This is a genomic window from Rhizobium sp. LEGMi-198b (genome assembly GCF_054114205.1).
On record NZ_JBSYVH010000008.1, the window covers coordinates 103952 to 129272 of the forward strand.

A 25321-nucleotide genomic window follows, 5' to 3' on the forward strand; every position below is an offset into this window, starting at 1 on the left:
CATATGAGCGGGATTCGCCCTCATGTGCAGGCCGCTTCAAGGCCGAGACAGAGCGGCCAGCCCATGGCTAAACCGCATTCCACTCCTCGCAAGAAGCCGGGCGCTGAAACCCGCTTACCGCGAAGCAGCATAGAAGCATGCCGAACAAGATGTGTCTTAAAAAAATGACAGGCAAGTGACGCACCGCCGAGGTCTGGCGATATAGGCGACATCATATAACGAAAGAGCGACCAACACGATTGGGCGGCGTGTTGGTCGCTCTGCGTAGCGACGGGTGCTTCCGGTTGGGGGGCCTTTTCGCACCCGCCGCAGCGGTTGTTCAATCATCCGGATCTGTTACGTCGTCCGATGGCGCCGGTGTCGATGCTTCCAACGCATCGCGAACCTGATCTATCTTTCCGACGGCGGGGCCGACACCCAGGACATCCTTGGCCTCCGCCAGCGTTCTATCTGTCACGACGCCATTTTTCGAAGCCTGAGCAAGCGCCGAACGAAGCGCGTCGTCACTGAGGGCTGGGTCTGTCGGTATAGCATTGGTTCCGTACTGCATTTCGAATTCGGCATAGTCCCTGACATAGGCCGCGATTGCTGCGAATTTCGGATCCTTGGAATTCATGTAGGCATGATAATTCCGCTTGAGGGAATTGAGGCTACCAAGCTCCGCCGCCTGCGTTTTGACCTTGGTCACGTTATGTTTCTCAAGCTTCTGATTGGCAACAGCCGACTTCGAGACGTGAGGCGCATGCTTGACGTGGCCCACATTGGTATCCACATCCCCATCCGTGTCGCTTGAATCCGCGTCATCGGACTTAGCATGACTCGAATTGGCGCTGCCGTGGCTCCCGCTATTGCCATTACCGCCGCCGTTTCCATGGCCGCCGCCGTTGCCGTTTCCGTTTCCGCCCTTGGCATACGCGAGGCTTGTGAGACCCACAACGGCGCCACCGGCCGGAACAACGGCGAGCGTCACGGCGACAATGGTCGTTCCGAAGACTGATCCGAATTTCATATGCTTCTTCCTTTCATTCCAAACGTGCGCCCTTCCGGTGCTATGCAACGGTGATGAGGGACGAGGGACGAGCAACCACGCCGCTCGCCCCACGCAACCGCGACGCGGGACGAGCAACGAGCAACCGCGTTGATCGCCACAATATTGCTAGAAAAGAAAGTTTCTACATGGGTCAGACCAATGCCATCGGTGATCGGACCTTAGCCTGATCGCCGATATGGCCGAAAGTCTCATCGATTCAACGGGGCTCGGGGGACGTCAATTCCGAAACTTGCCGGTGAGATGAATTTTCGCCATTTGACGCGCTGCCCGGCTACGATAGGTATGCCGTATTGGGTGGTTATCGCTGAAAGTAGCCAGACATGCAGACGAGCCTTAAATCAATGCTGTCGCCGGTTCGTTTACTCGCGAGCTGGAATTCTCAATCGCTGGCAAAACAATTTCTGCTGATCGGCGGTTTCGTTTCCGCCTGCGCGCTGCTTCTCGTCGGCGCTTTCGTCACCAACCTTATCGAGGAGGCTGTCACGCGCAACTCCGCCGCCAGCACCGCTCTCTATGTCGACAGCGTCATTGCGCCTTTGCTCCCCGATATGCAGACGACGGAGGTTCTGGACGATACGGTGACTCACGCTCTCGACGAAACACTCGGCGAGGGTGCGCTTGGCAGTCGCCTCATGTCCTTTCGCCTGTGGCGTAACGACGGCACCATCCTTTATTCCAACGACAAAAACCTCATGGGCAAACAGTTCCCGCTCAGCAATGACCTGAAAACGGCATTTGCCGGCACGATGGTGGCGCAGTTCAACCAGCTTGATGACGTCGAAAGCGTTGCCGAGCGCAACAGTGGCAAGCCACTTCTGGAGATCTACAATCCGGTCCTCCAGCCCTGGTCGGGCAAAGTCGTGGCCGTTTCCGAATTTTATGAGGTGGCGTACGATTTCGAGCGCAGCCTGAACCAGGCGCGTTTCAGAAGCTGGGTGGCTGTCGCCCTGTTCACGCTGACGTTCTTTCTCATTCTTTCCGTTATCGTCCTTCGCGGAAGCCGAACGATCGAAAGCCAGCGCAGCGCCTTGAAAGCACGCATCGGCGAGCTATCGACGCTTCTGCAGCAGAACGAGATTTTGCACGCCCGCGTTCAAAGAGCCTCACAACGCGCTGCTTCCCTCAATGAAAGCTACCTCAGGCGCATCGGTGCCGATTTGCATGATGGCCCCGCCCAACTCGTTGCCTATGCATCGCTGAGATTGGACAGCGAGGCCCTGATCAATTCACGCACTCCGGCGCGCGAGCGAGAGCGATCGCTTGCCGCAATTAAGTCGAGCCTGGACGATGCGATGGCAGATATTAGAAGCATCTGCAGCGGGCTGGTGCTGCCGCATATCGAATCGGCAAACCTGCCCGAACTATTGCAGCGTGCCGTGCGCTCCCATGAGCAACGAACCGGCATTGCGGTCGGCTTATCCATTTCCGGCACGACGCAAGAGCTTTCGACATCCACCAAGATATGTATATACCGCTTCGTTCAAGAAGCGCTGAATAATGGCTATCGCCATGGTAAGGGCGCAGCACAGCAAGTAAAACAAACAATCGACGGCGGGCAGATCACAATAGCAGTATCGGATGAGGGACCCGGCTTCGATCCGGCCTATATACCGCCAAGCAGTATCGGTTTGGCAGGTCTGAGAGAGCGGGTAGAAAGCCTCGGAGGCACTTTCGAATTAAAGTCTTCCGAAAGTGGCACCGTGGTTCAAATGTCGCTGAACGCAATGGAAATGGAGCAGATATGACGACGGCAATCAGTCTGGCGGTGATCGATGATCATCCGCTGTTCCGGGAAGGGGTCATTCGCAGCCTTGGCGAGATCGACGGCTTTGCGATCGTTGGCGAAGGCAGCACGAAGGAAGATGCGATCCGAATATCCGAGAACGAACGTCCAGACGTTTTGTTGTTGGATATCTCCATGCCTGGCGGGGGCCTGAACGCACTTCCGCTGATCCTCGAGCGGGTGCCGGGTCAGAAGATCGTGATGCTGACGGTTTCTGAAGCAAACGACGATGTGACGACGGCTCTCAAGAGCGGGGCGAAGGGATATGTGCTGAAGGGGGTAGGATCGAGAGCGCTGGCTGACATCCTCCGCACCGTGGCTTCGGGAGAAAGCTATGTCGCCCCCACTCTTTCCGCTCGCCTGATCTCCGGCGACGGCAACGCCTCCTCGAAAAAAGCGGATCTCCTGCGCGACTTGACAGGCCGGGAAAGCGAGGTCCTTCAGCTCGTTGCGGAAGGATTGAGCAATAAGCATATCGGGCTGAAGCTAGACCTCCACGAAAAGACGGTGAAGCATCATATGACCCAGATTTTCGCCAAATTGGGTGTTGCAAACCGAACGGAGGCTGCGATGGCCTTTCGCGATGCGCTTGAAAACCGGGGTTAGAGCAATTCCAGGAAAAGTGCGAAGCGATTTTCCGTCCGGAATGCGTAAAAACAAAGAGATAGAGCGGAAAAGCGCTTCCGTGAAACGCTGAACCGCTCTAGTGAAGGAAGGACTTCAGTCTCCGCTGATCGGCTGCGGTCGCGTTACGATTGATGATGGTGCGACCCTTCGAATCCTTCATGACATAACGTCCATTTTCTATTTCTTCGCTCATGCCGTCATCGTGGCGCACCGTCATCGATGCGTCATCATCGCTTGAGTCGTCCGCGTCGGTTTGGGTCGAGGTAGCGCTTTTTCCGTTGGCTTTGCCATTGCCGTTTCCACCGGCATTTCCATTGCTGCCGCCGTTTCCGCTATTACCGCCGCCGTTACCATTGCCGCCGCCGTTGCCATTACCCCCGCCGTTGCCGCCGCCATTACCATTGCCGCCGCCGTTACCATTGCCTCCGCTTTTTGCATCCGCGGTTTGCGCGACAAGCCCGATGGAGGATCCACGAATCTCGACGGTATAAGGCGTTGCCACAAGCACAAGCGTAAAGGATGCACCGAGAAGAACGGCGATCGACTTTCCGCGTAAAGACATAGCTGGCCTCCCACACGTTTATGAACGCACACTGCGCGAAAAAGATCGTGCAGTCACCAAATTGAAAACAGCCTTCCGCCACGACATCACATCGTTTTTGCGGACGGAGCCGTCAACCTTTGTCTCGGCAAAAACGCCAATCTCGGACTTCTGCAATTTCGACTAAGACCTTGGTCCCAGCTTGCTATCGGACAAAGGTCGGAAGGAAGGCTGGACTGAAGCCTGAATGGGGAACAGCGCGATTGAAAGGGTGCCCGCCCTGCGCTTACTACTGCTTGGAAAGATAGTGACCACACTGACGAAGGGGTGGGGATGAATGTCTTTCGTCACGCTCTGCGGCAGATGGGAAAGGGGCCATCTGTCTGGGGCACGCTCGACAACTCATTTGTTTTGATCGCAGTCGCAGATGCGGCGCGGAGCACGCATGGCGCCCGGACGGGCGCCAGCACAGAAATTCCCGACGGCTTTTCCGGTTTATATCGAAGGGACCGGGTGCGAAAGGCATCAAAATGACAACACAGTGGAAGACGTACCTGGATCAGACGAAACCGCCCGGCGCCATTGTTGATTTCTCAGCCGCTGCTTTCGTCCTCCAGGTCGCGATCAATCTCCGATTCGCCCTGAACTTTGTCGAAGCGACTCCTGAATGTCATTACCTCGCGGAGCGCGTTATGGCATCTGCGGAAATATATGGCCAGGCGAGACAGGCAGGTTCGGCGCCCTCATTTACCGATGCGGAGAAGGCATTGGCAGAAGCCGTAACGCTTCTCGCCATCGAAATGAAACATTGCCCTTCAGCATCGCACCGTGCCGACGTCCCCTTGAACCCGAGCTATCCAGCCGCAACGTCTCAGCCGACAACGATCGACAGAAATCCATTCGGACACGCATCCTTGTAGCCTCCGTCCCGGGAGTGCGTCGGCAATATCTCTCGCAGTCTTCCATGCCGGCAAGGCTGGTCGCTCCGCCAGCGGAATTTGCATGCTTTGGCTTATCGCCGACAGCAGCAAAACCGTTATTCGATGACGCGCGCCCTCAATTCCCTGGATGGCACGAGGCAGGTCTCGTATTTGCCGGAAAGGCGATACCTATGTCTGGCGATCAGATCGTAGGCCGCGTTGGCCAGCCGCCGAGGCATCAGGTTCACCACCGCAAGCAGGCTCCAAGGAAAACCGAGACACCGCATGGCGGTGGCGAAGGCGTCCATCTTCGTGTGCAGGATGCCGTCAACGATCACCAAGTTGGTCGATAAATCCGTCGGATCGAGGCCGTAGTGCCGATAAAGCGCCTGTCCAAGCGGAGACTGCGCGGCCGTGAACAGGAAACGACCGGAAGGGTCGTGAGCGAAGACAAAACGGATGAACGACGAACAGAAAATGCACTCATGGTCGAAAACGATAAGACCCTTTTCATGATCGTGAGGCGGCACGTCCGGGTCGTTCCTGAAACTGTATGAGGCAAGTTCGGTCATCAGCATTATCTCCGAAGTGGAGTGAACGTCGCGCCACCTTTCGCGTCAAGTGAAAGCTGCAGCGGCGCTTCATTTCGGCAAGACCTGACACCTCCAGCCTTACGGCTGACTTTCTCCCGGCGTTGCAGGCAACGTCGTCCGGAACGGCGCGTCAAACCCAAAAACCTTTCCGATGAGATAATCCAAGGACAAACGTCCCGGCCCCCAGGCCATTACGCCGAGCGCCATCGCCGCCCAAGTGATATGAACGGGCCATCCATCAGGAACGGTCAGCTCCACGATGGCGGTCATGGCGAGAAGACCGGTCGCGGCAAAACGTGTGGCAAGGCCGAGCACGAGGAGGGTTGAAAATACGACCTCCCCCGAACCCGATAGGAATGCCATCACCGCCGGTGCGGGATAGGGATATGGTCCACCCGGAAGATGGAGCATGAACTCATCCGAAAAGAGCTCCACGGCCGTATCGCTCAACTGCAGGAATCCGTCCCATTTGAGGATACCGGAACGCCAAAATGGCACGGCCAATCCGACACGCAGGACGAGTTGCACCAGGGATGGCTGCGCGATCGTATGTATCAACCGGCTTGCTTTTTCGACCAATCCGACGATCGGTGCGAACGGCTTGCCGGCAACCGAAGTGTCAAGTGTTTTCGACATCGGAATTCTCCACGTAAATCTCAGTAAAAGCGCCGGCTTCGATCATCTCGGCGATCATGCCGGCGAGATCGAACGCAGGATTGACGTTCAGAGCTGCTGCCGCAGCCGATCCCAGGCTACCACCGTCGGCGAGGCATATGAGGAACGAGGCCCCACCCGGCTGCAGCAGCCGAACCACGACGTCGAGTTCCGGCCGCGTGATCAGCGCGTCCTCGGGAACGACGCACTCGATGCGCTCCACCGGCTCGGAGCCTCGGTTGGCGACGAAGATCGTCACGGCCGGAAATTTGGAAGACAGAATTCTTGTCGCCGGATGGGCGCGAAATCGAAGCTCGGATAACTCGTGCGGCGCGACGGCCGACAAATCATCTGCCGAGATCACCGGGCAATCGGCGGCGTGATAGGCGTCCAGCCAGGCCCGCTCCAGCCGCGCGACATCGCCCAGCCACGGCATCGGCTGTGCGTATTCGTAGGCATCGATGAAAGCGGGAAAGTGGTGACCATATTCGAACAAAAGCGGTGAGGTCGGCGGCGTCTCGCGAATGTGGAAGCGCGCCATCGCACGAAAGAAATCCGATCCCGTTATGCGCTGGGTCGCCGGGAAAATCGCGGCCAGTGCCTCGATTAGGCTCACGGTGACGTTGTTGCGGTAGACGTTGTAGCGCTTGTCGGCAGCTTTCCCATGCGCGCCGACAAGGGAAGCCGGCGTTTGTTGTTCGGGGTTCAACAGCGACTTGGAAAACGTCGAAGCGAATGACGGGTCGCCGCGCCCGATGGACAGGACTTCAGCGGAACGCATGGGATTTGCCCAAGGTTTGAGATTGCCGATCGAGGATCGCTTGCGCTGCGACAGCCTCGGCCCTCAAGACCGGCCAATCGGGAATTTTGCTGTCCCATTCGACCAGCGAGGGAATCGCACCGCATCGCTCGATGACGATCTCATAGAGACGCCAGACGGCATCCGCGACAGGCCCGTCGTGACTATCGATCAACAGCAGCTCGCCTTCATCATCCGTCTGCTCCGCATGACCTGCGAGATGGATCTCACCGACTTTCGACAGGGGGAAATCGGCAAGATAGTCCAGCGCCGAATAGCCGTGGTTCGTGGCCGAAACAAAGACGTTGTTGACGTCGAGCAAAAGACCGCAGCCGGTCCGCTTTGCAATCTCACCGAGAAAATCCGTTTCGCTCATGGAGGATTCGGCGAAAAGCACGTAAGTCGATGGATTTTCCAGCAGAATGGGACGTCCGATCGCCGTCTGCATTTCGTCGATGTGATCGCAGACATGCATGAGCGTGGCGCTCGTATATGGCAGGGGCAGCAGATCATTCAGATAGGTATTCTCGTGGGTCGACCATGCCAGGTGCTCGGACACGAGGGCTGGCTCATATCTGATCACCAGCTCGCGAAAACGCCGGAAATGGTCCTTGTTCAGGGGTTGTGGCCCACCGAGGGACATGCAGACGCCATGGAGCGAGATCGGGTGGTCTCGACGCACAAGCTCAAGGGCGTGATGGGGCGGGCCGCCGGCGCCCATATAGTTCTCTGCATGAATTTCGAAAAATCCTTGCCGTCCTGTTTCCGCGAGTATGGCAGGCAGATGTTCCGGCTTGAAGCTCGTGCCTGCCAAGTCATGAACAGAATAGGAGGGAAAGCGGAGCTCGGCACCCGCTTCGACGACAGGAGCGACGGTTCGATTGTGGGCGTTCATCATGTCTTCTCCGCTTTCCGATAGCCGGGTCGATCAGAGGTCGCGCTTGAGGGGCATTAGCGAGCCGTGGCGACCGCCGGGAATGTCGAGCGAGGCGCAGGTGCCACCCTGAACAAACTTCCAGGAATTGCCCTGGAAATCGACGGTCGACGTGCCCTGGCAAGTGGTTCCCGGGCCGGCGGCGCAATCGTTTTGGCCCTTCAGCGCAACACCGTAGCACTTCTCCTTGTGAGCCGCGATGGCAGCACTGGCTTCAGCCTTCGTCAGCGGTGCGGCGGCGGCCATGGACGCAAGCGCCGTCGTAACCGCGCCGGCGAGCAGGACAGAACTCACAGTAGCTTTCAGCATGAACTATCTCCATTTGGGTTCGTTAACGCCCCTGTCTTGGGGGCACGTCAGGTACTCGTTCGCAGGAGGAGATTCGTTACAGCCGAGATTGTCACGAAGGCGTGATCGCCGGCACGTCGGCCAATCGGATGGCACGGCGGGCGATTGAGGGATGCTGTTCGGGAAGATTGCCGCGCAATATATTGGCGACCGCGCGCCATGGCGGAGCAGAGGACGACATTGGGCCGCATTGCCTGCAATGGCATAGATGTCGCGAACCGCCGGGCGCGAAACCCGGCGGTTAGGATGTCTCTCTTACAAGCCTACATTCACCCGCTGGCCCATCCCGTGGGCACGCGGCGAACACGTTCCTTGAAGCGTTTATCTGGCAGGACGCAATTGCAGCCTCGACACACCAGCAGCAACGTTAAGTCCCGTACCAGCTTCGCCACTCAGCGGCTGCAGACCGAAATTCTTCGAAGAGCCGCCAACGAGCGCGTTTGCTCCCAAACCGACGCCCACTGCGGCGCCGGCGGATGCGCCGACATAGCTGCCGGCCAAAGCGCCTTCGCCGGCGCGAGTCGGATGGATGCTGTAGACGACCCAGCTCAGATAGGACTTGCCTGTCACGCCGATGTCGACACCGAGCTTGCCGATGGAGCCAACATAGTGTTCTGACGGACCTGAACTTCGCTTGAACCTGCAATCGACGGATTTATTGGAGCCGATAATCATACCGACGCCTCCCGCAACTTGGCAGGAAAGTGTGCCGAGGCGCTCCTTAGGCCCTGCCTCGACCTGTTCCTTGTGGGTGTGTTTTTGCGACCGATGCACCGTCGCTGCGTCGGCGGCAGGAACGGCGAGCCCGAGCGAGACTGCGGTGACAATAAGAGCAAGCTTTTTCATAAGGTTTCCTCCTAGATCATTCGCACCTCCCTCAACGCACCGGACGGAAGTTCGTTCGCAAGATTCATTCCCAATGCGTGATCTTTCGCCACAAACCAGACGGAAGACATCCCGCCATCGTCGTCAGATCAAGCCATACTGCTTGGCCTTATTGCGCAGGAACGGCAGGCCGTTGCCCATGACTTCCTCCTCATCCTTGGCGACGGGGCGCCAGACCGACAGTCCGTAGGCCAACTCCGGCGGCATGTTGATGAAGCTTTCCATCGCAAGCCCGCCCTTGAAACCGATAGCGGCGAGCGTCGCGTAGATCTCATCCCAATCGCAGGTGCCATAGCCGGGCGTGCCCCGGTCGCTTTCCGACAGATGGATGTATTTCAGGTGATCGCGCGCCGCCAGGATGCCGTTGCCGACGCCCTTTTCCTCGATGTTCATGTGGTAGGTATCGAGATGGACGAACACGTTGTCGGCGCCTACCCGCTCGATCATCTCGACCGCCTGGCGGCCGGTATTGATGAGATGGTTCTCGTAGCGATTGACCGCCTCGACACCGAGCTCGATGCCGCGGCCCTTGGCATGCTTGGCTGCGGCTGTCAAAACCCGGGCGATGTTGTCATACTCCCTTTGCGTCGGGGGTACGCCCGTGCGCTCACCGATGCCGCCGTAGATCACGCCGGACAGGGCCTCACCGCCAAGATCAGCCGTCTTGTCGATCGCGATGGCAAGATGGTCGATTGCCGCTTCGGGGCGAACGGACGCCCAGGCGCGTTCGGGAAGTCCGAGCGAACAAACGGCCCGAAGCTTATGTTTTTCCAGCAACGCCTTGGTATGGGCCGTATCGACTGCGGGCGGATTGAGCATGGGGATTTCGATGAAATCCACCTTGTATTTGACGGCGGCGGCGACGGCCCGCTCGGCCCCTGCCCGGTCCCAGTTCATCGTCCACATGCTGGTATGAACACCGAAGCCTTCCATAGCTCTCATCCTTTTCTATTGTTGAGAAATTTGTAGTGGGAGGCGACCCAGCGCAGGAACATTACGCCGACGAGGAGCAGGCCCCAGACAGCAGTCGCCAGATGCTGGTTGGCTCCCATCAGGTTCAGCCCCGAAGACAGAAGCTGCAGAACGACCAGCGCCACGAAGACGGGGATCACGCGGCCGAAGCCGCCAAACGGATTGACGCCGCCCAGGAAGCAGGCGAGCACCGTGATCAGCAGATAGGATTCGCCGTGGCCGACGCGGACGGAATTGAAACGCGCCAGCATGATGATGCCGGCCACCGCGCACATGGCGCCGGAGAGCGTGTAAACGAGTACGACGACCTTGCGCGTGTTGACGCCGGAATAGCGCGCAGCCTCGATATTGGAGCCGATCATATAGGTATTGAAGCCAAGCTTCATGCGCGTCAGCAGCAGATGCCAGACGAGAACGCAGACGATGAAGATGATCAGGGGCACGGGGATGCCGAGCAGCGACCCATGCCCCAACGGCCGGATGAAATCCGGAAAACCGGATACGTCACCGCCCCGGGTGAGAAATTCGCCAAGGCCGCGCAGGAAGATCATCATCGAAAGCGATACGAGAATGGGATGGGCGCGCGTATAGGCGATGACGCAACCCATTATCACGCCGCTCGCCGCGCCGGCTGCGAGCGCCAGCACACATCCGAGGGCGAATGCCAAAGGTCCGGCATCCACCCCGCCATTTGCCTGCAGCACCCAGGCAACCGTCAATCCGGCGATATTCGCCGTGAACGTTATGGCCAGGTTGAGCCCACCCGTTAGAATAGGCAGCAGCATCGCCAGCGTCAGGAGGCCAAGCTCGGGCAGTTGGAAAGCAACCGAACCGAAGGTCGCCTGGCTCAGAAATTGCGGCGAAGCGAGCCCGAAAAAGATCATCACCGCAATGAAGGCGAAGAAGGGACCAGCCATCTCCGGGCCCAGGCGTTTCTGGAAACTTTCGACGAGAATGGTCATCGTGTCTGCCCCTCCCTGCGCAGGAGCGGCACAAGCTTGTCGATCCGCGTATTCGATAGCGTGATGGCGACCAGAATGATGGCGCCGATGATCATCTTGAACGCAAAGGGCGAGACGCCCATCAAATTGAGGCCGTTCTGCGTGATGGAGATCAGTAGCACGCCGAGAACGCAGCCGAGGACCGATCCCTTGCCGCCGCCAAGACGCGCGCCGCCGAGAACTACTGCGGCGAGCACGTCGAGCTCACGACCGTAGAGCGCATTCGGGACCACTTCCTGCGCATAATGCGCCTGCACCAGCCCGCCGATGCCGGCCATCAATCCCAGCCAGCCGAAAGCGATGAATTGCATCGCGCCGATATTGATGCCGAAACGGCGCGCCCCTTCGGGATTGTCGCCAAAGGCATAGAGCTGACGGCCGATGGTGGTGCGGGTGATCAGCGCCCAGGTGGCGACGACACAGATCACCATGACCAGGACAGGAAGCGTGATCTCGATCCAGGTGCCGTCGGGCATCTCATGCTCGAACAGGACGACCTTGTCCGTGAGCCAGTCGGGCAAGTCGTAGATCGACACGCCCTTAGTGAAGAACATGAGAAGCCCGAAATAGATGTTGAAGGTGGAGATGGTCGCGACGATCGAAATGATCCGGAAGCGATGGATCAGGAAAGCGTTGATCGCTCCGAGCAGGATGCCGATCGATCCGGCGATGATGAGGCCCGAAACCCAGCCTCCCCCGCCGATCCAACCAAGCGCGATCGCCGTCACATATTGCACGACGGACGCACCGACGGCGAAGGAGATATCGATGCCGCCGGCGATCAGAACAACCAGCAGGCCGACGGCGAAGATGATGTTGACGGCGCTGATATTCAGGAGATCGAAGGCATTGCCGAGGGAGAAGAAATTATCCGTGGCGAAAGACAGGAAGGCGCAGATGACGATCATCACTGCCAGCAGGGAAATTTCCGTCGCATGGGTGCTGATGAAATTACGCATAGACGGCAGCCTCAATATCGTGAAGGGAACATTGCCGTGGATCGAACGCTCCGATGATCCTGCCCTGCGCCATGTGCAGCACGCGGTCCGCATTGAAATAGACCTCGGGCACCTCGTCGGAAATCAGGATGATCGCCAGCCCGGTTTCTGCGAGCTTGGCGACGATGTCGAAGATGCCGGCCCGCGCGCCGACGTCAACGCCGACGGTTGGCGCATCGAGGATCAAAAGCTTGGGGTCGGTCGCCAGCCATTTGGCAATGGCGACGCGCTGTTGATTGCCGCCTGACAAGGTCGAAATCGCATCCTCCGGCAACCCGATCTTGATGCCGAGTTGGCGGATCCAGCGGGTGACAAGGCTTTCCTTCCTATCCTCCGAGAGGAAGCCGCCGGAGAGTATTTTGCGCAGCGACGAGATCACGAGATTGTCGGCGATCGATTGCGGTTGGATGAGGCCGAGCGACAGGCGGTCCTCGGAAAGATAGGCGATGCCCGCCTGGATCGCGTCGCGATTGGAAGAGAAGCGCACTGCCCTGCCATCAAGCGCGATCGTACCGGAATCCGGTCTCGTCATGCCGAAGAGAGCAAGGGCAAGTTCCGTCCTTCCGGCACCAAGGAGGCCCGTAATGCCAAGCGTTTCGCCACGCCGCACCGTCAGCGAAATATCCTCGAACTGACCGCGCCGGCTGAGCGACCTGACATCGAGGACAACGGGCTGCTGATCCTTCGGCGTCGCCCGAACATGTGTGTCGAAGGTCTTTCCCGTCATCAGTTCGGTGATGCGGGATTGTGTCATGCCCTCGGTCGGATAAACGCCGACAAGCGCACCGTCCCGAAGCACCGTCAACCTGCTCGATATGTCGAGCACTTCCGCAAGCCGGTGGCTGACGAAGACGACAGCGACGCCGGAGGCAGAGAGATTGCGGACGATCTCGAGAAGGTGGTTGGTTTCGGACTGGGTGAGCGAGGCGGTCGGCTCGTCCATGAAGACGATCTTCGCTTCGCCGACCAAGGCGCGGGCAATGGCCACGATCTGCCGTTGGGCGATTGCGAATTCCTTGAGCGGCAGATCGACATCGAGCGCAACGCCCAGCCGTTTCAGCGCGTTCATCGCAAGCTGCCGCATCTGCGCGTAATTGACGAGGCGGGGCCAGCGGCCGAGCACCGTCTGAAACGCGATGTTTTCGGCTACGCTCATCTCTGGAAACAGCGCGAGATCCTGCCAGATGACCTGGATTCCCTTCGCCTGCGCGGTCACGGGCGACATATGGGAATAGGTCTGGCCGTCATATTCGATGATGGCGCCGGGCGCCGGACGATAGACACCGGTGATGATCTTGATCAGCGTGCTTTTGCCCGAGCCGTTCTCGCCGGCAAGGCAGTGAACCTCGCCCGGATGGACCTCGAAGGCCACGTTCTTCAAGGCTTTGACGCCACCGAACGTTATGTTGATGTCGCGAAGAGATAGCAGCGCTCCGCCGCTCGCATTCGCGCTTTCGATCTCAGACATGCGGATCCGCCCGTCATACCTTGGATGGGTGAGGACATGCCGGGCCAGCCGAAGCCGGCCCAGCCTGCCGGGAGAACCGGTCTTGTTTCAGAGGCCCATTGCCGCGAGATCGGCAACCGTCTTCTTGTTGATAGGAACGAGCTGGTCCACGATGATATTGTGCTTTTCGAAATCCGGATGGATCGTGCCCAAGCCTTCGATCTGCTCGCCGTCCTTGATCTGCTCACCCTTCATCAGCTTCTGCGAAAGTGTCACGAACACCTCTCCCGCCTGCTTGGGGTTCCACATGAAGCCGCCGGAAATCGCGTCCGATTTCAGGAGTTTCTGTCCTTGTCCGGGGGAGAACGGGCCAAGCACGAAGATCTTGCCGACCTTGCGACGCTCTTCGATCGCGCGGCCTGCGCCGATCGGACCCTGACTGCCGAAGGCGAGGAAGCCCTTGAGATCCGGATGGGCGGAGATGAGATCGAGCGCCGTGCTGCGGCTCTTGTCGACGTCTTCTGCCACGCCGTAACGATCGCCGACGAGCTTCATATCCGGATAATTCTTCTTGAGATAGGCAATCGCCGCATCGGCCCAGGCATTGTGCAGCGGCACCGTCAGCGAACCGACGAAGACTGCATATTCGCCCTTGCCACCCATTTTCTCGGCGAGAAGCTTGGCATGCGCTTCACCGAAGCCGGTCGAGGAGGCAAGCTCGAAGTCCCAGTCCGCACCCTTCTGGCCCGGCGATTCATGCGTAATGACGATGATACCCTTTTCCTTCGCCTTGCTGAGAACGGGCTCGAGAACCTTAGCATCGTTGGGGACGACGCCGATGACCTTAACGCCCTGAGCGATCAGATCCTCGATGGCGCGTACTTGAAGCGCCGGATCGGCGCTTGTCGGACCGATCATCGAGGCATCGACACCGAGTTTCTTTCCCTGCTCCTTGATGCCGGCTTCCATGGCATTGAACCATGGGATGCCGCCGATCTTCACGACGATGCCGACCTTGCCGGTGTCCTGCGCCAAGGCCATTGTGGCGGTCGCAAGCGACAGCGACGCTGCGAGCGCAGCCACGATAAATCTCTTCATGATCTTCTCCTCCACAGTTCCCCTCGGGGAACAAACAGGCGCGCCTAGACCGACGGCCTTCCTCCCGGCGTGGGTGGCGAATAAGTGCCCCGCCTCCCTTTGGCAGCCGCTTCCTCAAACGGCACCATTGTTGTGCACAATCGATCTTTCTTTTTTGCACAATCGATGGTGCAATGAATATCGATGAGATCTATCCTTTCGTCAAGAGGACTCGGACGCTAAGAGAAACCGAGGAGACGCTGATGAAGAAAGACAGTCGAAAGAAGGCCACGATCTATGACCTATCTGTGCTCTCCGGAATTTCTCCCTCGACCGTCAGCGCGGTCCTGAACGGCACCTGGCGCAAGCGCCGCATCAAGGAAAGTACCGCCGACCTCATTCGCGATCTCGCGGAAAAGCATCAATATACGACAAACCGGCAGGCGCAGGGGTTGCGCAGATCCCGCTCGGGATTGGTGGGGCTGATGCTGCCCGTTTATGACAATCGCTACTTCTCCTCGATGGCTCAGACTTTCGAAGCCCATGTGCGGCAACGCGGCCAATGTCCGATCGTGGTCAGTTCCAGCCGCGACCCTCAGGAAGAGCGCGAGACCGCCGAAAACCTGATCTCCTATTCCATCGACGAATTGTTCATATGCGGCGCGACGGACCCGGACGGCGTGCACGAAGTCTGCGAAGCCGCAGGGCTGAAGCATATCAACATCGACCTTCCGGGCACGAAGGTCCATTCGGTCATTAGCGACAATTACCAAGGCGGCCGCATCCTGACGGAAGCGATCATCCATCACTTTGCCCCCGACGATCCCTTAAGCCCCGATGAACTCTTCCTGTTCGGCGGGCGAAACGATCACGCCAGCCGCGAACGCATCCGCGGCTTCCGGGAAGTCAAACGCGCGCTTCTTGGAGCCGATCCCGAAGTGTCGATTCAACCGACCGGCTATTCCCCCAACACGGCCCGAATTGCCTTCGAGACGTTTTTCGAGAAGGCTGGCCGTCTGCCGCGCGCACTCTTCATCAACTCGTCGATCAACTTCGAAGGGCTGCTGCGCTTCATGTCGGCCCATCCGCACGAAACCTTCGCGGATCTGGTCGTCGGCTGCTACGATTATGATCCGTTCGGATCCTTCCTCCCCTTCCCGGTTATCATGATGCGCCAGGATGTGGAGGGCATGATTACCAAGGCGTTCGAACTGATCGAGGAAACGCGGACACCACCGAAAATCCATCTTATCCGCCCGGATCTGGTGCCGCCGCGAACGGCCCTGACCGGACCATTGGATGGGCTCAAGGACATCGTCTAAGCTGCCGTATAGTCGATACCCACAGCTCAAAACCTCGGCGGAACGAAGTTAGAACTTAACCGTTGGGTTTCATCAGCAGCCGCGGAGGAAAAGGCAATGGGTATCGAGCAAGCACCTACAGAAAAAGGTAGGCAAGCCGCGCGTGGATTGAGGAAGAGCGCAGCGAAGGAAGAGAAGAAAGTGGAAGCCAAAAAAGGTTCGGGCCTTGCAAAAGGTCCCGAGCGCTTCGAGGAACGTTCGAAAAGCTCCGATGGCAAAAGCGCCGGAACAAAGCAACGGCTTTAACTGCCATTCGGCCTGCGATTGTTTGATCCAGGTTTTTCATGCGCCTGATTGTCAAACCGGAAGGCATGGGCGAAAACTAGCCGCATGACGATCGCAAACGGCAAGTTTCTTCTTCAAGGCCCGCAAGATGCTGGAATCACCATTCTCCTCGCGCATGGCGCGGGTGCGCCGATGGATTCCGCTTCGATGAACGCTGCCGCTGGCGCCCTCGCCGAACGCAATATTCGTGTTGCTCGTTTCGAATTCGCCTACATGGCCAGCCGGCGCAGTTCCGGCTTACGAAAACCGCCGCCCCGGGCGGAAACGCTGAAGGACGAATATCTGGCAGCGATCACGGAGTTCGGCGCCACCGGTCCGCTCATTATCGGAGGCAAATCAATGGGCGGCCGCGTAGCAAGCATGATCGCCGATGAACTCTACGCGGCCGGCAAGATCGCCGGTCTGCTCTGCCTGGGCTACCCCTTTCATCCGCCGGGAAAACCCGAAAATCTGCGCACGGCGCACCTTGCCGAATTGAAGACTCCGACCTTGATCTGCCAGGGCACACGCGATGAATTCGGCACTCGTGAGGAAGTGGCCCGTTATGTGTTGTCGGACGCCATTGAATTAGTCTGGCTCGAAGATGGCGATCATGATCTGAAGCCGCGTAAGGCAGTTTCGGGCTTCACCGCCGCCGACCACCTGAGGACGGTGGCCGAGACGGTGCGGGCGTGGAGTGCCGGCCTTGGCAATCGAAAAGCACGCGACTGAGCGCACCCGTGACAGTGCGCTCAGTCAATGGAGCCGTTACGCGGCCATCTCGCCCCTTACGCGGCGCGGCGCAACGGATTGCATCGCAGCCGCCTGCAGCTTGAACTGCGAGACGAGATCGCGAAGCTTGGCCGCTTCCTGAGCAAGACTCGCCGATGCGGCCGTGGACTGTTCGACCATCGCCGCGTTCTGCTGCGTTGTCTGATCCATGGAATTGACGGCGACGTTGACTTCGGCAAGCCCGGTCGATTGCTCCTTGGCGGAGGTGGCGATCGCGTCCATATGCTGATTGATGCCGGCAATTTGTCCGCTGATGGTCTTCAGAGCCTGACCGGTATCGAGCACCAGCTTCACGCCGCTTTCGACCTCGTCCGAGGACTTCTGGATATGTCCTTTGATTTCCTTGGCGGCTTGAGCCGATCTTTGTGCGAGTTCACGCACCTCTTGCGCGACGACGGCAAAACCCTTGCCGGCCTCGCCGGCGCGAGCAGCTTCGACGCCCGCGTTCAGCGCCAGAAGATTTGTCTGGAAGGCGATTTCATCGATGACGCCGATAATGCTGGAGATCTGTTCTGCGGAGGCCTCGATACGGCGCATTGCTTCTTCGGCATGCGACACGACTTCGGCGGATTTTGCGGCGCTATGGTTTGCTTTCGTCGCCTCTGCGCGAGCTTCGTCCGTGCGCTTGCTCGAATTCGACACGTTCACCGTAATCTGATCGAGTGCCGCGGCCGTCTCTTCAAGCGATGCTGCCTGTTGTTCGGTTCGCCTGGAAAGATCGTTGGCGCCCGATGCGATCTCCCTGGTGCCGTCGTCGATCGCCGTGATCGCCATTGAGATGGCGCTCAACGTATCTCCAAGTTGCTTCACCGAGCTGTTGAAATCATGGCGAAGGCTCTCGAAGTCCGGCGAGAAGGGCTCATCGAGTTGAAATGCAAGATCGCCGGCAGCGAGCCTCTTCAACCCAGCACCGAGGCCCGATGTGGCGGCACGAAGGCGCGCACTAGCATCTTCATCGGCCTGCTTTCGCGACGCGATCCGGTCCGCTTCGGCTTCCTCGCGAGCTGCCTCGGCGTCGTGTTCGAGCTGCTTGTTGGCAATTGCTGCCCGTCGGAAGACTTCGACAGCCGATGCCATGGCGCCGATTTCATCCGAACGACCGGCACTTGCGGAGGTGATGTTGGTGTCGCCGCTCGCAAGTTTCTTCATGTCGCCGGAAAGAGCGAGCATCGGCTTGGTGACCGTCTTCCGGGTCAGCCAATAGAGACCGACCGAGAACAGCGCGGTCAGCCCGAGAATCACTTTCAAAAGCGTGTCGACAAGAGCTTGCATATCAGCGCTGCGCTTTGTGATCTCTTCGGAGACCGCGTTGATCTGATCTCCAGTCTGTTCCATCACAGTTTCCAAGGCGGAAAACTGGTTCATGAATTCTGGTAGCGATTTCATGGCCGCGGACTGATCTTTGCCTGCAAGGTCGACCATCTTCTTGGCGCTGTCGATATAGGCAAGGAGCGGCGGCTCAAGACCGCCAAGCACATGTTGCGTGGCCGCATCGGTCGCGAGTGCCTTGTTGGCCGCGATCATTTCCCGGAACGACGCCTCGTGCTCCGCCAGATCAGCCTTCACCGCGTCCGCCGCCAAACCGGCAGCCGGATTGGTTGCCAGCAGAGCGGCAAGCACGTCAGCGCGAAGCGCGTCATGCATCATGTCGGCCTGCATGTGGTTTCGCAGCACTTGTGCCGATCGGGCAACTTCGGCGTTGTTTCCGGATAGGATGGATGTCGACCATACGCCAACACCCGTCGCGCCCCCTGCCAACGCGAAAATCGCGACGCTTGCAATGATGATTTTATTCTGAATTGACGCCATGGGTGCCTCCCCGTAAAGATCGAATACGAGGCTACACAAACATGCTTAATTATTTGTCATTTGCTGATTTTGTTTTGAACTCGACTTGCAGTAGAAAGACAAATACTACCAGTGTCGCAAAATCATCTAAAATATTAGCTTACACTGAAGTATAAAGCGTACGACCCTAAAACGGTCGCTCGATGATTTTCCGGTCAACCAGTCTGAGGCTGCGATCCGGCTGGATGATATAGGTTTCGAAGACATCATCTCCCCACTGGTCGGTGAAACGGTGCGGAACCTGGCTGCCAATGGGGGATTTCGTCAGCTTCATCCTCGGCTGGCCGCCATAGGTGATGCTTCCCGGTATTGGCTGCAACGAGCTGGTGCCCGTCTGATCGCATGAAGAGGTGATCAGGCCGACGACTGCAAGAAGGATGATGCGCCGCATAGCTGGCTCCTGTTTCTCAAGCCGCGATCCTATGGTAAGTTATAGCAGACCTAGTCGCGCTCTCGATGGAAAACATCAAATCAGCCATCGCAGATTTAGCTGCAGAGCGCTTCGAAAACCTGGGGGGTTGGTCATGGGCGATTCTGAGGGAAGAAGCCCCATTGCTTCGTCAGGCTTCACTATCGGCGGAATCATTAAAACCGAAGTCAGCCAACAGCCACTTCTTGCGCTTGTCGTTTTCGTGCCGGTCGCCATCATTCTGGAGCAGGTTACGCCGGAAGCACATACGCTGCTGTTTCTCATGTCGATCGTGGCGATCGTGCCATTGGCGGCGCTGTTGAGCCGCGCCACGGAAGCTGTCGCGGCCAAGACTGGCGATGCGGTTGGTGGCCTGCTCAACGCCACTCTCGGAAATTTGACGGAACTGGTGATCTCGCTTGCCGCGTTGCAATCGGGTCAATATCTGCTGGTCAAGGCTTCACTTGCCGGTGCGATCGTCACCAATACGCTCTTTATGTTGGGTGGCGCTTTTCTGTTTGGCGGCCTCCGCCATCATGTCCAGGAATTCAACAGGGTCAATGCGCGCTTTCAGGCCTGCCTTCTGTTCCTCGCTACGATCGCCATTCTGGTCCCCTCCCTGGTGAGTGAAGCGGATCGCGCACCGGACACCGCCACTGTCCAAAACCTGAGCCTGGGGCTGGCTCTCCTCCTCATTGCCGTCTACGCACTAGGTATGTTTTTCTCTCTGAGGACGCACCGCGAGCTTTTCGCGAGCGCGAGCGAGAGCCATGAAAGCGAAAAGCTATGGCCACTTTCGGTAAGCATCATCATTCTGGTTATCGTTACTCTATTCGTCGCGGTGATCAGTGAAATCTTCGTCGGTTCCGTCCAGATCGCCGCCACTCATCTCGGCATGACACCTGCGTTCGTAGGCTTTATCGTCGTCGCTCTCGTGGGGGCAGCGGCAGAAATGACGACCGCATTTTCCGCGGCGCGCGCAAATAGATTGGACCTCAGCGTCAGCATCGCGTTAGGAAGCGCGGCCCAGATTGCTCTCTTCGTCGCTCCGGTCCTGGTGCTCGTCAGCTATTTCCTCGGCCCGGCGCCGATGTCTCTTGAATTTTGGAGGGGCGCGGTCACGATGATGCTGGTCGCGACGCTCGCCGCCACTCTACTGTCAAATGGCGGGCGCGGCGCATGGTACGCGGGTGTCATGGCACTGGCTGTCTATGCCATTTTCGGACTCACATTGTTTCTTCTGCCGCCCGGCGCGCCGTCATAAGGAAAAGGAAATAGTACGGCACAAACGGCTCATTGCTGCGACTGGCCATCGGGACGAAAATATAGCCGTTGAATGACGGCCATCATGAGAGCCGTTGCCCATCCAAATATGATCCAGCCGTTGATTGCCTCGAAAGTGGCGATCTGCCGCCATTCCTTTCCGAGAACTATGTCGCCGTACCCCACGGTTGTGAACGTAACAGTGGAGAAGTAGGCAGCATCTTCAAAATTCGGAAGGGCTGACGACATGTAATAGAACAACGCCCAAATACAAACGTCGAGTATAATTGGAATGATCAAGTAAACAATCCATACCACGGTTACGAAGGTAGGCTGGCGGAGCAGGAAATTCCGGTGACTTACTTCCATCCGGCGAAAAACGCTCAGTCCGGCCGACATAAACACGGCTTGAATCGCAACTGTCGCTGCAATTAGCGCGCCAGCGAGAAGAAGTCGAAACAACATAAGTGCCTCCTGACATTCTGAACACGCCTCTCAAGTATATCAGAGTTCGGCGAAGTTGTGCTCGGTGCGTCATTACACTGTATGTCCAGCAGGAATTGTGCCAAGAGGTACGCTGCGCCACAATTTTGAGGCTACATGACGATGAAGAAAATCGGCTTCCTATCGTTCGGGCACTGGACGCCCTCGTCCCAATCGCAGACGCGCTCGGCGTCCGATGCGCTTCTGCAGTCTATAGACCTTGCCGTCGCGGCCGAGGAACTGGGCGCAGATGGAGCGTATTTTCGAGTGCACCATTTCGCCCGCCAGCTTGGCTCGCCATTCCCGCTGCTGGCGGCCGTTGGCGCGAAGACCAGCCGCATCGAGATTGGCACGGCGGTCATCGACATGCGTTACGAGAATCCGCTCTATATGGCCGAGGATGCCGGCGCTGCCGATATCATCGCCGGCGGGCGCCTGCAGCTCGGCATCAGCCGCGGCTCCCCGGAGCAGGTTATCGATGGATGGCGCCATTTCGGCTATGCGCCGGCCGAAGGCGAAAGTGAGTCTCAGATGGCCCGGCGCCATGCCGAGGTCCTGTTCGATGTGTTGCGCGGCGAAGGCTTCGCGCAGCCCAACCCGCGGCCGATGTTTCCAAACCCGCCGGGCCTCCTGCGCATCGAGCCGCACTCCGAAGGCCTGCGCGACCGGATCTGGTGGGGCGCCAGCTCGAACGCCACTGCTGCCTGGGCGGCAAAGCTGGGGATGAACCTACAGAGCTCCACGCTCAAGGACGACGAGAGCGGGCTTCCCTTCCACATCCAGCAAGCGGACCAGATCAGAGTGTTTCGCGAGGCATGGAAGGCGGCCGGCCATAAGCGCGAGCCGCGGGTGTCGGTCAGCCGCAGCATCTTTGCACTCGTGGACGACCGCGACCGCGCCTACTTCGGATACGGCAATCAGAATGAGGACAAGATCGGCTTCATCGACGAGAAAACCCGGGCGATCTTCGGCCGCAGCTATGCCGCAGAGCCGGATGCACTCATCAAGCAATTGGCCGAGGATGAGGCTATTGCCGAGGCCGACACGTTGCTTCTAACCGTTCCGAACCAGCTCGGCGTGGACTATAACGCGCATGTCATCGAAGCTATTCTGACTCACGTTGCCCCTGCCCTCGGCTGGCGCTGAACCGCGCGGAAAAGGCGCCAATTGATGGTTGGACGGCTTGCCAAGCGTATCGGCGCGATGTTCGACGGCAGTCAAATGTTGGAACCATGTCCCTCCTTATTCGTTGCTTAAACATGCAAGCAAGGAGGATAAGCACATGCGAAATACAATCATTGGCTGCGCAATGGCAGCTCTCGCTATGGGTTTCGTTGCCGTCCCTGCATTTGCGGACGATGTCATCATCGGCGGTCCTTCTTATGATGACGGCTACTATCCGCGGCACCATCGTGATCGCGCTGGCGTGATCATAAGCAATCACGGCATTTCGATCGGCAGGGTCCGGGACCGCGACCGTTATTACGACAGCGACCGCTGCTTCACCAAGACAGTTACCCGCGTGAATGAAGATGGCGATCGGATAACAAGGACGATTCGTCGTTGCGACTAACCCACAATTAAGGCCCGACATCCCATGCCGGGCCTCATTGATTTCGCATAGTAAATCGCCTCAGGATGAACACGTCGATGCGGGGGCTTTCTCCCCAAAGTTTGACTGCGTCGCTTGCACTGAACTGGCTGTCGGGAAACCGTTCCAGCCTGCTATTACCGAAATGCCCCCGCCAAACCCTTTTCATCTCCCTAACTCAAGGCCTCAGGAAATGATCGGCTGAGGGGCTGCTCTTCGCCGAACTCGACCACCGCGGCAGAGCATGCGAAAGCATGCTCTGCCTGCCGGTTACATTGGCTGGCGATGAAGTATCATCGCTGCTAGTTGAGAGCCGGGCAACCACGTCTGTTGGCGAAGGCCATGCGGTCGGGACCGCCATCATTCCAGCCACGGACGATGATGCGCCGACCGTTCGACTGGATGGAATCGATGCGCCGGAAACCCTCTTCGCGAGCGGCTCGCATGAGTTCGCGCCGGCCGCAGCCACCGTCCCAATCACCTCGCGAGCGACCCCAGTCCTGATCTTGGCGATTATCCCAACGCGGGGGCGGCCTGTAATCCTGATCGTCGTCGTAATATTGCGCCATGGCGGCCGACGGTAACAATTGCACCGTGGCCAGTCCGACCAACGCAATGCAAGAGAATCTTGTCAAACGTCCAAACATCTTTCGCTTCCTCCTATGTCGGCGATATGGGGGGATCATACAGCTCTAACCTGAATGCCACCCGAACGAGCTATTCATATAGCTACTCTGAATCAAGGGCCTCCTTGTATCCTGTATCTACTGCCAAGCCGGGTCCGCAGGACGCGGCGTTCTATACCCTGTTTGTAGGTTAAATAGCGCAGGCGTTTGCGGAGAACAGTCATAATGACGCCCGTCACTGCGATCGCGCATCGTGGCAGGCAGCGCGCCAGCGGATAGGAGAGTCGTAAAACCCTTACCTGATGCCATCGGCGATCGTACGCGTGAGAACGAAAAAATAATGGCGGCTATCTCCCTCGACGACCATAACGCCGAGGAGTCGATTATCGTCAATTCTTCGGAAATGGTCGATAATCGGCTGCCTGTCGTACACCATTGCCGCGCTGGTCTTGCCCCTGAAGAACATGGGCCTGAGAGAGGCGACCGGCCCGTTTGCCCGCCACATTTTCTGCAGATACGAGAACCAGCTACGGGCTATCCTGGTCCGCCCGAAGCGATGAAAGCGCAGGACCAATTTCAGAGGGATCATTTCCGGGTCGATGGCCACGAGCCGATGAGGTCCCACCGCAAACAACAGAGCATCGGCTCTATGATCGGTGGTGAAGCGCTTGCCGTACCATCCGAGATTTTCCAAGATGCCATCCAGCGGGTGGCCGCACGCCACGCCATGACCTCGCCAAAGACCGGCAAGTTCGGTGACCGACGTCACACTGAGACTGTCGAAATAGTCAAAGGCTTCTGCCTGCGATCGAAAACTGCTTGGAATTTGCCTGGCGGTGTTTTCCACGTCGCTCAACTCGGAAACGTCATGCTCGAATCACGTTCCGCATCATCCTATGCAAAGACGGCCGAATGCTGTTGCTCGCATAGGTCTTAGGGCTGCTACCCTAAGGCTTGGCTGGCCAAACCGTAAACGCGCGGTCCTTCGCTGCCGTCCTCCGGGAGCCAGGCGCGCCTCAGCGACATGCTCGTCACCGTGTCGTAAACCGGCAACCCCGATTGCGCGAGGAATTGCGGAAAGGCGCCGGTCTGCTGGCGGGTATCGATTCGCAGGAAGCTGCCCGCATGGTCAGCGACATGCGGTCTGATAACAGCGATTGCCTCTTCGTCGCTTGCTGCGACGACCGGACCTATGACATGACCGCGTCCGAAGCGGCGGCAAAGCGAGAAGGCGGCGATGCGGCCGTCTCGTATAAGGGCCAGACCCTTCGAGACATTTAGGAGGCGCGCAAGCACAGGCATGCGATCCGCACCAAAAGCGGCCAGATCCAGCGCCGCGATCTCTGCAAGATCGGCCAGATCGAGCGCCCGCAGCCGTGTGTGTGGCGGCAGCGGCACGACGGGTGGAGAGACCGCTTCGCCATTGCATTGATAGTCGAGCTTTTCCGCACGGAAGCCGAGTGATTGATAAAGCCGCTTGGCCGCGCGGGTGGCGTTGAGGCCGAGCGCGCGGGAACCGGTTTGCGCAAGGACATGCTCCATCATCCAGCGGCCGGTTCCCAGCATCTGCAATCTCGGAGACGTGATAACCATGCCGATGGTCGTGAAGTCGGGAGCAAAATCGAACCACATGGCGGAGCCGAGCACCCGGCCTATCGCGTCGCGTGCCACGACGCCGCGACCCATCTCGCGAACGATCTGCCAGTCCTCGGCGCGATGCGGCCAGCCGACCGACAGCGAAAGCGCATGCAGGGCATCGAGATCGGCATTCTCCATCTCGCTGAGGGTCAGCTCGAAGGAATCCAGTTGGATCGAACTGGATTTTGCCATGACTATCTCCCCTCCCAACATGCGCGTTCCCGAACCAGCCGGAACGCTTGGCCTATCGTGCAGGATGGACTTTCACGCTTCCACCAGTCGACCACCCCGCTTTGGTTGTAGCGGCGATCACGCAACAGAATACGCTTGAGATCCCCGCGAATTCGAAAGATTCCACCAAAGCCACGGGGCTTTCGGCAGGCAGGGGATAGGCCGCGGCTTATTCTGAATGAAAC

At 58.4% G+C, this 25321-nt stretch carries 29 protein-coding genes; 9 read left to right on the plus strand and 20 right to left on the minus strand.

The genetic code is table 11. The features are described 5' to 3' along the window. Positions 1–319 precede the first annotated feature (319 nt). Positions 320–1009: a hypothetical protein gene (locus ACXHXG_RS26135; RefSeq protein WP_283051587.1), complete on the minus strand. Its 690-nt coding sequence runs from the start codon at positions 1007–1009 to the stop codon at positions 320–322. A gap of 362 nt (positions 1010–1371) precedes the next feature. Between ACXHXG_RS26135 and ACXHXG_RS26140 the strand changes: the two genes are divergently transcribed. After that, positions 1372–2796: a sensor histidine kinase gene (locus tag ACXHXG_RS26140; RefSeq protein WP_260304888.1), complete on the plus strand. Its 1425-nt coding sequence runs from the start codon at positions 1372–1374 to the stop codon at positions 2794–2796. After that, the gene (locus ACXHXG_RS26145) at positions 2793–3440 is read left to right on the plus strand and encodes a response regulator (RefSeq protein WP_260304887.1); all 648 of its coding nucleotides are present in this window, start codon (positions 2793–2795) and stop codon (positions 3438–3440) included. The genes ACXHXG_RS26140 and ACXHXG_RS26145 overlap by 4 nt, the downstream gene beginning before the upstream one ends. A 97-nt stretch (positions 3441–3537) precedes the next feature. Here ACXHXG_RS26145 and ACXHXG_RS26150 read toward each other — a convergent pair whose 3' ends face one another. Further along, entirely contained in the window at positions 3538–4023 is a 486-nt protein-coding gene (locus ACXHXG_RS26150; RefSeq protein WP_260304886.1) for a hypothetical protein, read from the minus strand. 509 nt (positions 4024–4532) lie between these two features. Between ACXHXG_RS26150 and ACXHXG_RS26155 the strand changes: the two genes are divergently transcribed. Then, positions 4533–4922: a hypothetical protein gene (locus ACXHXG_RS26155; RefSeq protein WP_457901233.1), complete on the plus strand. Its 390-nt coding sequence runs from the start codon at positions 4533–4535 to the stop codon at positions 4920–4922. Positions 4923–5038: 116 nt separating this feature from the next. On the opposite strand, the gene ACXHXG_RS26160 is transcribed toward ACXHXG_RS26155, so the two are convergent. The 12 genes from ACXHXG_RS26160 to ACXHXG_RS26215 form a co-directional block, all read right to left on the minus strand. Continuing rightward, positions 5039–5494, minus strand: a complete 456-nt coding sequence (locus ACXHXG_RS26160; protein WP_260304885.1) for a thiol-disulfide oxidoreductase DCC family protein — start codon at positions 5492–5494, stop codon at positions 5039–5041. Between the two features lie 99 nt (positions 5495–5593). Continuing rightward, a complete protein-coding gene (locus ACXHXG_RS26165) occupies positions 5594–6151 on the minus strand; it encodes a DoxX family protein (protein ID WP_260304884.1) in 558 nt (185 codons plus the stop codon). Beyond that, positions 6135–6950 carry an HvfC/BufC N-terminal domain-containing protein gene (locus tag ACXHXG_RS26170; protein ID WP_260304883.1) on the minus strand — a complete coding sequence of 272 codons (816 nt, stop codon included), beginning with the start codon at positions 6948–6950 and terminating at the stop codon, positions 6135–6137. The genes ACXHXG_RS26165 and ACXHXG_RS26170 overlap by 17 nt, the downstream gene beginning before the upstream one ends. Beyond that, positions 6937–7863, minus strand: a complete 927-nt coding sequence (gene bufB, locus ACXHXG_RS26175; RefSeq protein WP_457901396.1) for an MNIO family bufferin maturase — start codon at positions 7861–7863, stop codon at positions 6937–6939. Before bufB ends, ACXHXG_RS26170 begins: the two co-directional genes overlap by 14 nt. A 33-nt stretch (positions 7864–7896) precedes the next feature. Further along, positions 7897–8211, minus strand: a complete 315-nt coding sequence (locus tag ACXHXG_RS26180; protein WP_104826442.1) for a BufA1 family periplasmic bufferin-type metallophore — start codon at positions 8209–8211, stop codon at positions 7897–7899. Positions 8212–8302: 91 nt separating this feature from the next. Further along, positions 8303–8431 (minus strand): hypothetical protein, encoded by a 129-nt coding sequence (locus ACXHXG_RS26185; protein WP_260304882.1) that lies wholly within the window; start codon positions 8429–8431, stop codon positions 8303–8305. A gap of 140 nt (positions 8432–8571) precedes the next feature. Beyond that, on the minus strand, positions 8572–9096 hold the full coding sequence (locus tag ACXHXG_RS26190) for a DUF992 domain-containing protein (protein WP_104826441.1): 525 nt from the start codon (positions 9094–9096) through the stop codon (positions 8572–8574). A gap of 123 nt (positions 9097–9219) precedes the next feature. Then, positions 9220–10068 (minus strand): sugar phosphate isomerase/epimerase family protein, encoded by an 849-nt coding sequence (locus tag ACXHXG_RS26195; protein WP_260304881.1) that lies wholly within the window; start codon positions 10066–10068, stop codon positions 9220–9222. A gap of 5 nt (positions 10069–10073) precedes the next feature. Further along, positions 10074–11069: an ABC transporter permease gene (locus ACXHXG_RS26200; protein ID WP_260304880.1), complete on the minus strand. Its 996-nt coding sequence runs from the start codon at positions 11067–11069 to the stop codon at positions 10074–10076. Further along, positions 11066–12067 (minus strand): ABC transporter permease, encoded by a 1002-nt coding sequence (locus ACXHXG_RS26205; protein ID WP_457901234.1) that lies wholly within the window; start codon positions 12065–12067, stop codon positions 11066–11068. Before ACXHXG_RS26205 ends, ACXHXG_RS26200 begins: the two co-directional genes overlap by 4 nt. Further along, positions 12060–13574 carry a sugar ABC transporter ATP-binding protein gene (locus ACXHXG_RS26210; protein ID WP_457901235.1) on the minus strand — a complete coding sequence of 505 codons (1515 nt, stop codon included), beginning with the start codon at positions 13572–13574 and terminating at the stop codon, positions 12060–12062. Before ACXHXG_RS26210 ends, ACXHXG_RS26205 begins: the two co-directional genes overlap by 8 nt. Positions 13575–13661: 87 nt before the next feature. Further along, positions 13662–14651: an autoinducer 2 ABC transporter substrate-binding protein gene (locus tag ACXHXG_RS26215; protein ID WP_457901236.1), complete on the minus strand. Its 990-nt coding sequence runs from the start codon at positions 14649–14651 to the stop codon at positions 13662–13664. 242 nt (positions 14652–14893) lie between these two features. On the opposite strand from ACXHXG_RS26215, the gene ACXHXG_RS26220 reads away from it, so the two are divergent. The 3 genes from ACXHXG_RS26220 to ACXHXG_RS26230 all read left to right on the plus strand — a co-directional run bounded on the left by ACXHXG_RS26220 (position 14894) and on the right by ACXHXG_RS26230 (position 16987). Continuing rightward, a complete protein-coding gene (locus tag ACXHXG_RS26220; protein WP_260304877.1) occupies positions 14894–15952 on the plus strand; it encodes a LacI family DNA-binding transcriptional regulator in 1059 nt (352 codons plus the stop codon). A 96-nt stretch (positions 15953–16048) separates the two neighbouring features. Then, a complete protein-coding gene (locus ACXHXG_RS26225; RefSeq protein ID WP_457901237.1) occupies positions 16049–16237 on the plus strand; it encodes a hypothetical protein in 189 nt (62 codons plus the stop codon). A gap of 84 nt (positions 16238–16321) precedes the next feature. Next, positions 16322–16987 (plus strand): alpha/beta hydrolase family protein, encoded by a 666-nt coding sequence (locus tag ACXHXG_RS26230; RefSeq protein WP_457901238.1) that lies wholly within the window; start codon positions 16322–16324, stop codon positions 16985–16987. 36 nt (positions 16988–17023) lie between these two features. On the opposite strand, the gene ACXHXG_RS26235 is transcribed toward ACXHXG_RS26230, so the two are convergent. Both ACXHXG_RS26235 and ACXHXG_RS26240 read right to left on the minus strand, forming a co-directional pair. Next, entirely contained in the window at positions 17024–18856 is a 1833-nt protein-coding gene (locus ACXHXG_RS26235; protein ID WP_457901239.1) for a methyl-accepting chemotaxis protein, read from the minus strand. Positions 18857–19022: 166 nt separating this feature from the next. Further along, positions 19023–19286, minus strand: a complete 264-nt coding sequence (locus ACXHXG_RS26240; RefSeq protein ID WP_457901240.1) for a hypothetical protein — start codon at positions 19284–19286, stop codon at positions 19023–19025. A gap of 133 nt (positions 19287–19419) precedes the next feature. Here ACXHXG_RS26240 and cax point away from each other — a divergent pair, with 133 nt between their 5' ends. Beyond that, complete coding sequence (gene cax, locus ACXHXG_RS26245; RefSeq protein ID WP_457901397.1) at positions 19420–20568, plus strand: calcium/proton exchanger; 1149 nt, start codon at positions 19420–19422, stop codon at positions 20566–20568. Between the two features lie 29 nt (positions 20569–20597). Here the strand turns inward: cax and ACXHXG_RS26250 are convergent, their stop codons facing one another. After that, on the minus strand, positions 20598–21032 hold the full coding sequence (locus tag ACXHXG_RS26250) for a potassium channel family protein (protein ID WP_457901241.1): 435 nt from the start codon (positions 21030–21032) through the stop codon (positions 20598–20600). Positions 21033–21173: 141 nt separating this feature from the next. On the opposite strand from ACXHXG_RS26250, the gene ACXHXG_RS26255 reads away from it, so the two are divergent. Beyond that, on the plus strand, positions 21174–22196 hold the full coding sequence (locus ACXHXG_RS26255) for an LLM class flavin-dependent oxidoreductase (protein WP_457901398.1): 1023 nt from the start codon (positions 21174–21176) through the stop codon (positions 22194–22196). A 136-nt stretch (positions 22197–22332) separates the two neighbouring features. Then, on the plus strand, positions 22333–22623 hold the full coding sequence (locus ACXHXG_RS26260; protein WP_260304123.1) for a hypothetical protein: 291 nt from the start codon (positions 22333–22335) through the stop codon (positions 22621–22623). 320 nt (positions 22624–22943) lie between these two features. Here ACXHXG_RS26260 and ACXHXG_RS26265 read toward each other — a convergent pair whose 3' ends face one another. The 3 genes from ACXHXG_RS26265 to ACXHXG_RS26275 form a co-directional block, all read right to left on the minus strand. Beyond that, on the minus strand, positions 22944–23288 hold the full coding sequence (locus tag ACXHXG_RS26265) for a hypothetical protein (RefSeq protein WP_260304124.1): 345 nt from the start codon (positions 23286–23288) through the stop codon (positions 22944–22946). 274 nt (positions 23289–23562) lie between these two features. After that, on the minus strand, positions 23563–24093 hold the full coding sequence (locus tag ACXHXG_RS26270; RefSeq protein ID WP_457901399.1) for a DUF4334 domain-containing protein: 531 nt from the start codon (positions 24091–24093) through the stop codon (positions 23563–23565). A gap of 116 nt (positions 24094–24209) precedes the next feature. Continuing rightward, complete coding sequence (locus ACXHXG_RS26275; RefSeq protein WP_457901242.1) at positions 24210–25097, minus strand: GNAT family N-acetyltransferase; 888 nt, start codon at positions 25095–25097, stop codon at positions 24210–24212. Positions 25098–25321: the final 224 nt, after the last annotated feature.

What these genes read in the sequence shown, in the direction of transcription:
- ACXHXG_RS26190 (WP_104826441.1), bottom strand. Translation starts at nt 9,096, where the DNA reads ATGAAAAAGCTTGCTCTTATTGTCACCGCAGTCTCGCTCGGGCTCGCC.
- ACXHXG_RS26180 (WP_104826442.1), bottom strand. Translation starts at nt 8,211, where the DNA reads ATGCTGAAAGCTACTGTGAGTTCTGTCCTGCTCGCCGGCGCGGTTACG.
- ACXHXG_RS26240 (WP_457901240.1), bottom strand. Translation starts at nt 19,286, where the DNA reads ATGCGGCGCATCATCCTTCTTGCAGTCGTCGGCCTGATCACCTCTTCA.
- ACXHXG_RS26250 (WP_457901241.1), bottom strand. Translation starts at nt 21,032, where the DNA reads ATGTTGTTTCGACTTCTTCTCGCTGGCGCGCTAATTGCAGCGACAGTT.
- ACXHXG_RS26170 (WP_260304883.1), bottom strand. Translation starts at nt 6,950, where the DNA reads ATGCGTTCCGCTGAAGTCCTGTCCATCGGGCGCGGCGACCCGTCATTC.
- ACXHXG_RS26225 (WP_457901237.1), top strand. Translation starts at nt 16,049, where the DNA reads ATGGGTATCGAGCAAGCACCTACAGAAAAAGGTAGGCAAGCCGCGCGT.
- ACXHXG_RS26155 (WP_457901233.1), top strand. Translation starts at nt 4,533, where the DNA reads ATGACAACACAGTGGAAGACGTACCTGGATCAGACGAAACCGCCCGGC.
- ACXHXG_RS26275 (WP_457901242.1), bottom strand. Translation starts at nt 25,097, where the DNA reads ATGGCAAAATCCAGTTCGATCCAACTGGATTCCTTCGAGCTGACCCTC.
- ACXHXG_RS26205 (WP_457901234.1), bottom strand. Translation starts at nt 12,067, where the DNA reads ATGCGTAATTTCATCAGCACCCATGCGACGGAAATTTCCCTGCTGGCA.
- ACXHXG_RS26135 (WP_283051587.1), bottom strand. Translation starts at nt 1,009, where the DNA reads ATGAAATTCGGATCAGTCTTCGGAACGACCATTGTCGCCGTGACGCTC.
- ACXHXG_RS26145 (WP_260304887.1), top strand. Translation starts at nt 2,793, where the DNA reads ATGACGACGGCAATCAGTCTGGCGGTGATCGATGATCATCCGCTGTTC.
- ACXHXG_RS26260 (WP_260304123.1), top strand. Translation starts at nt 22,333, where the DNA reads ATGCGAAATACAATCATTGGCTGCGCAATGGCAGCTCTCGCTATGGGT.
- ACXHXG_RS26210 (WP_457901235.1), bottom strand. Translation starts at nt 13,574, where the DNA reads ATGTCTGAGATCGAAAGCGCGAATGCGAGCGGCGGAGCGCTGCTATCT.
- ACXHXG_RS26195 (WP_260304881.1), bottom strand. Translation starts at nt 10,068, where the DNA reads ATGGAAGGCTTCGGTGTTCATACCAGCATGTGGACGATGAACTGGGAC.
- ACXHXG_RS26255 (WP_457901398.1), top strand. Translation starts at nt 21,174, where the DNA reads ATGAAGAAAATCGGCTTCCTATCGTTCGGGCACTGGACGCCCTCGTCC.
- bufB (WP_457901396.1), bottom strand. Translation starts at nt 7,863, where the DNA reads ATGAACGCCCACAATCGAACCGTCGCTCCTGTCGTCGAAGCGGGTGCC.
- ACXHXG_RS26140 (WP_260304888.1), top strand. Translation starts at nt 1,372, where the DNA reads ATGCAGACGAGCCTTAAATCAATGCTGTCGCCGGTTCGTTTACTCGCG.
- ACXHXG_RS26160 (WP_260304885.1), bottom strand. Translation starts at nt 5,494, where the DNA reads ATGACCGAACTTGCCTCATACAGTTTCAGGAACGACCCGGACGTGCCG.
- ACXHXG_RS26230 (WP_457901238.1), top strand. Translation starts at nt 16,322, where the DNA reads ATGACGATCGCAAACGGCAAGTTTCTTCTTCAAGGCCCGCAAGATGCT.
- ACXHXG_RS26165 (WP_260304884.1), bottom strand. Translation starts at nt 6,151, where the DNA reads ATGTCGAAAACACTTGACACTTCGGTTGCCGGCAAGCCGTTCGCACCG.
- ACXHXG_RS26150 (WP_260304886.1), bottom strand. Translation starts at nt 4,023, where the DNA reads ATGTCTTTACGCGGAAAGTCGATCGCCGTTCTTCTCGGTGCATCCTTT.
- ACXHXG_RS26220 (WP_260304877.1), top strand. Translation starts at nt 14,894, where the DNA reads ATGAAGAAAGACAGTCGAAAGAAGGCCACGATCTATGACCTATCTGTG.
- ACXHXG_RS26185 (WP_260304882.1), bottom strand. Translation starts at nt 8,431, where the DNA reads ATGTCGTCCTCTGCTCCGCCATGGCGCGCGGTCGCCAATATATTGCGC.
- ACXHXG_RS26215 (WP_457901236.1), bottom strand. Translation starts at nt 14,651, where the DNA reads ATGAAGAGATTTATCGTGGCTGCGCTCGCAGCGTCGCTGTCGCTTGCG.
- cax (WP_457901397.1), top strand. Translation starts at nt 19,420, where the DNA reads ATGGGCGATTCTGAGGGAAGAAGCCCCATTGCTTCGTCAGGCTTCACT.
- ACXHXG_RS26265 (WP_260304124.1), bottom strand. Translation starts at nt 23,288, where the DNA reads ATGTTTGGACGTTTGACAAGATTCTCTTGCATTGCGTTGGTCGGACTG.
- ACXHXG_RS26200 (WP_260304880.1), bottom strand. Translation starts at nt 11,069, where the DNA reads ATGACCATTCTCGTCGAAAGTTTCCAGAAACGCCTGGGCCCGGAGATG.
- ACXHXG_RS26235 (WP_457901239.1), bottom strand. Translation starts at nt 18,856, where the DNA reads ATGGCGTCAATTCAGAATAAAATCATCATTGCAAGCGTCGCGATTTTC.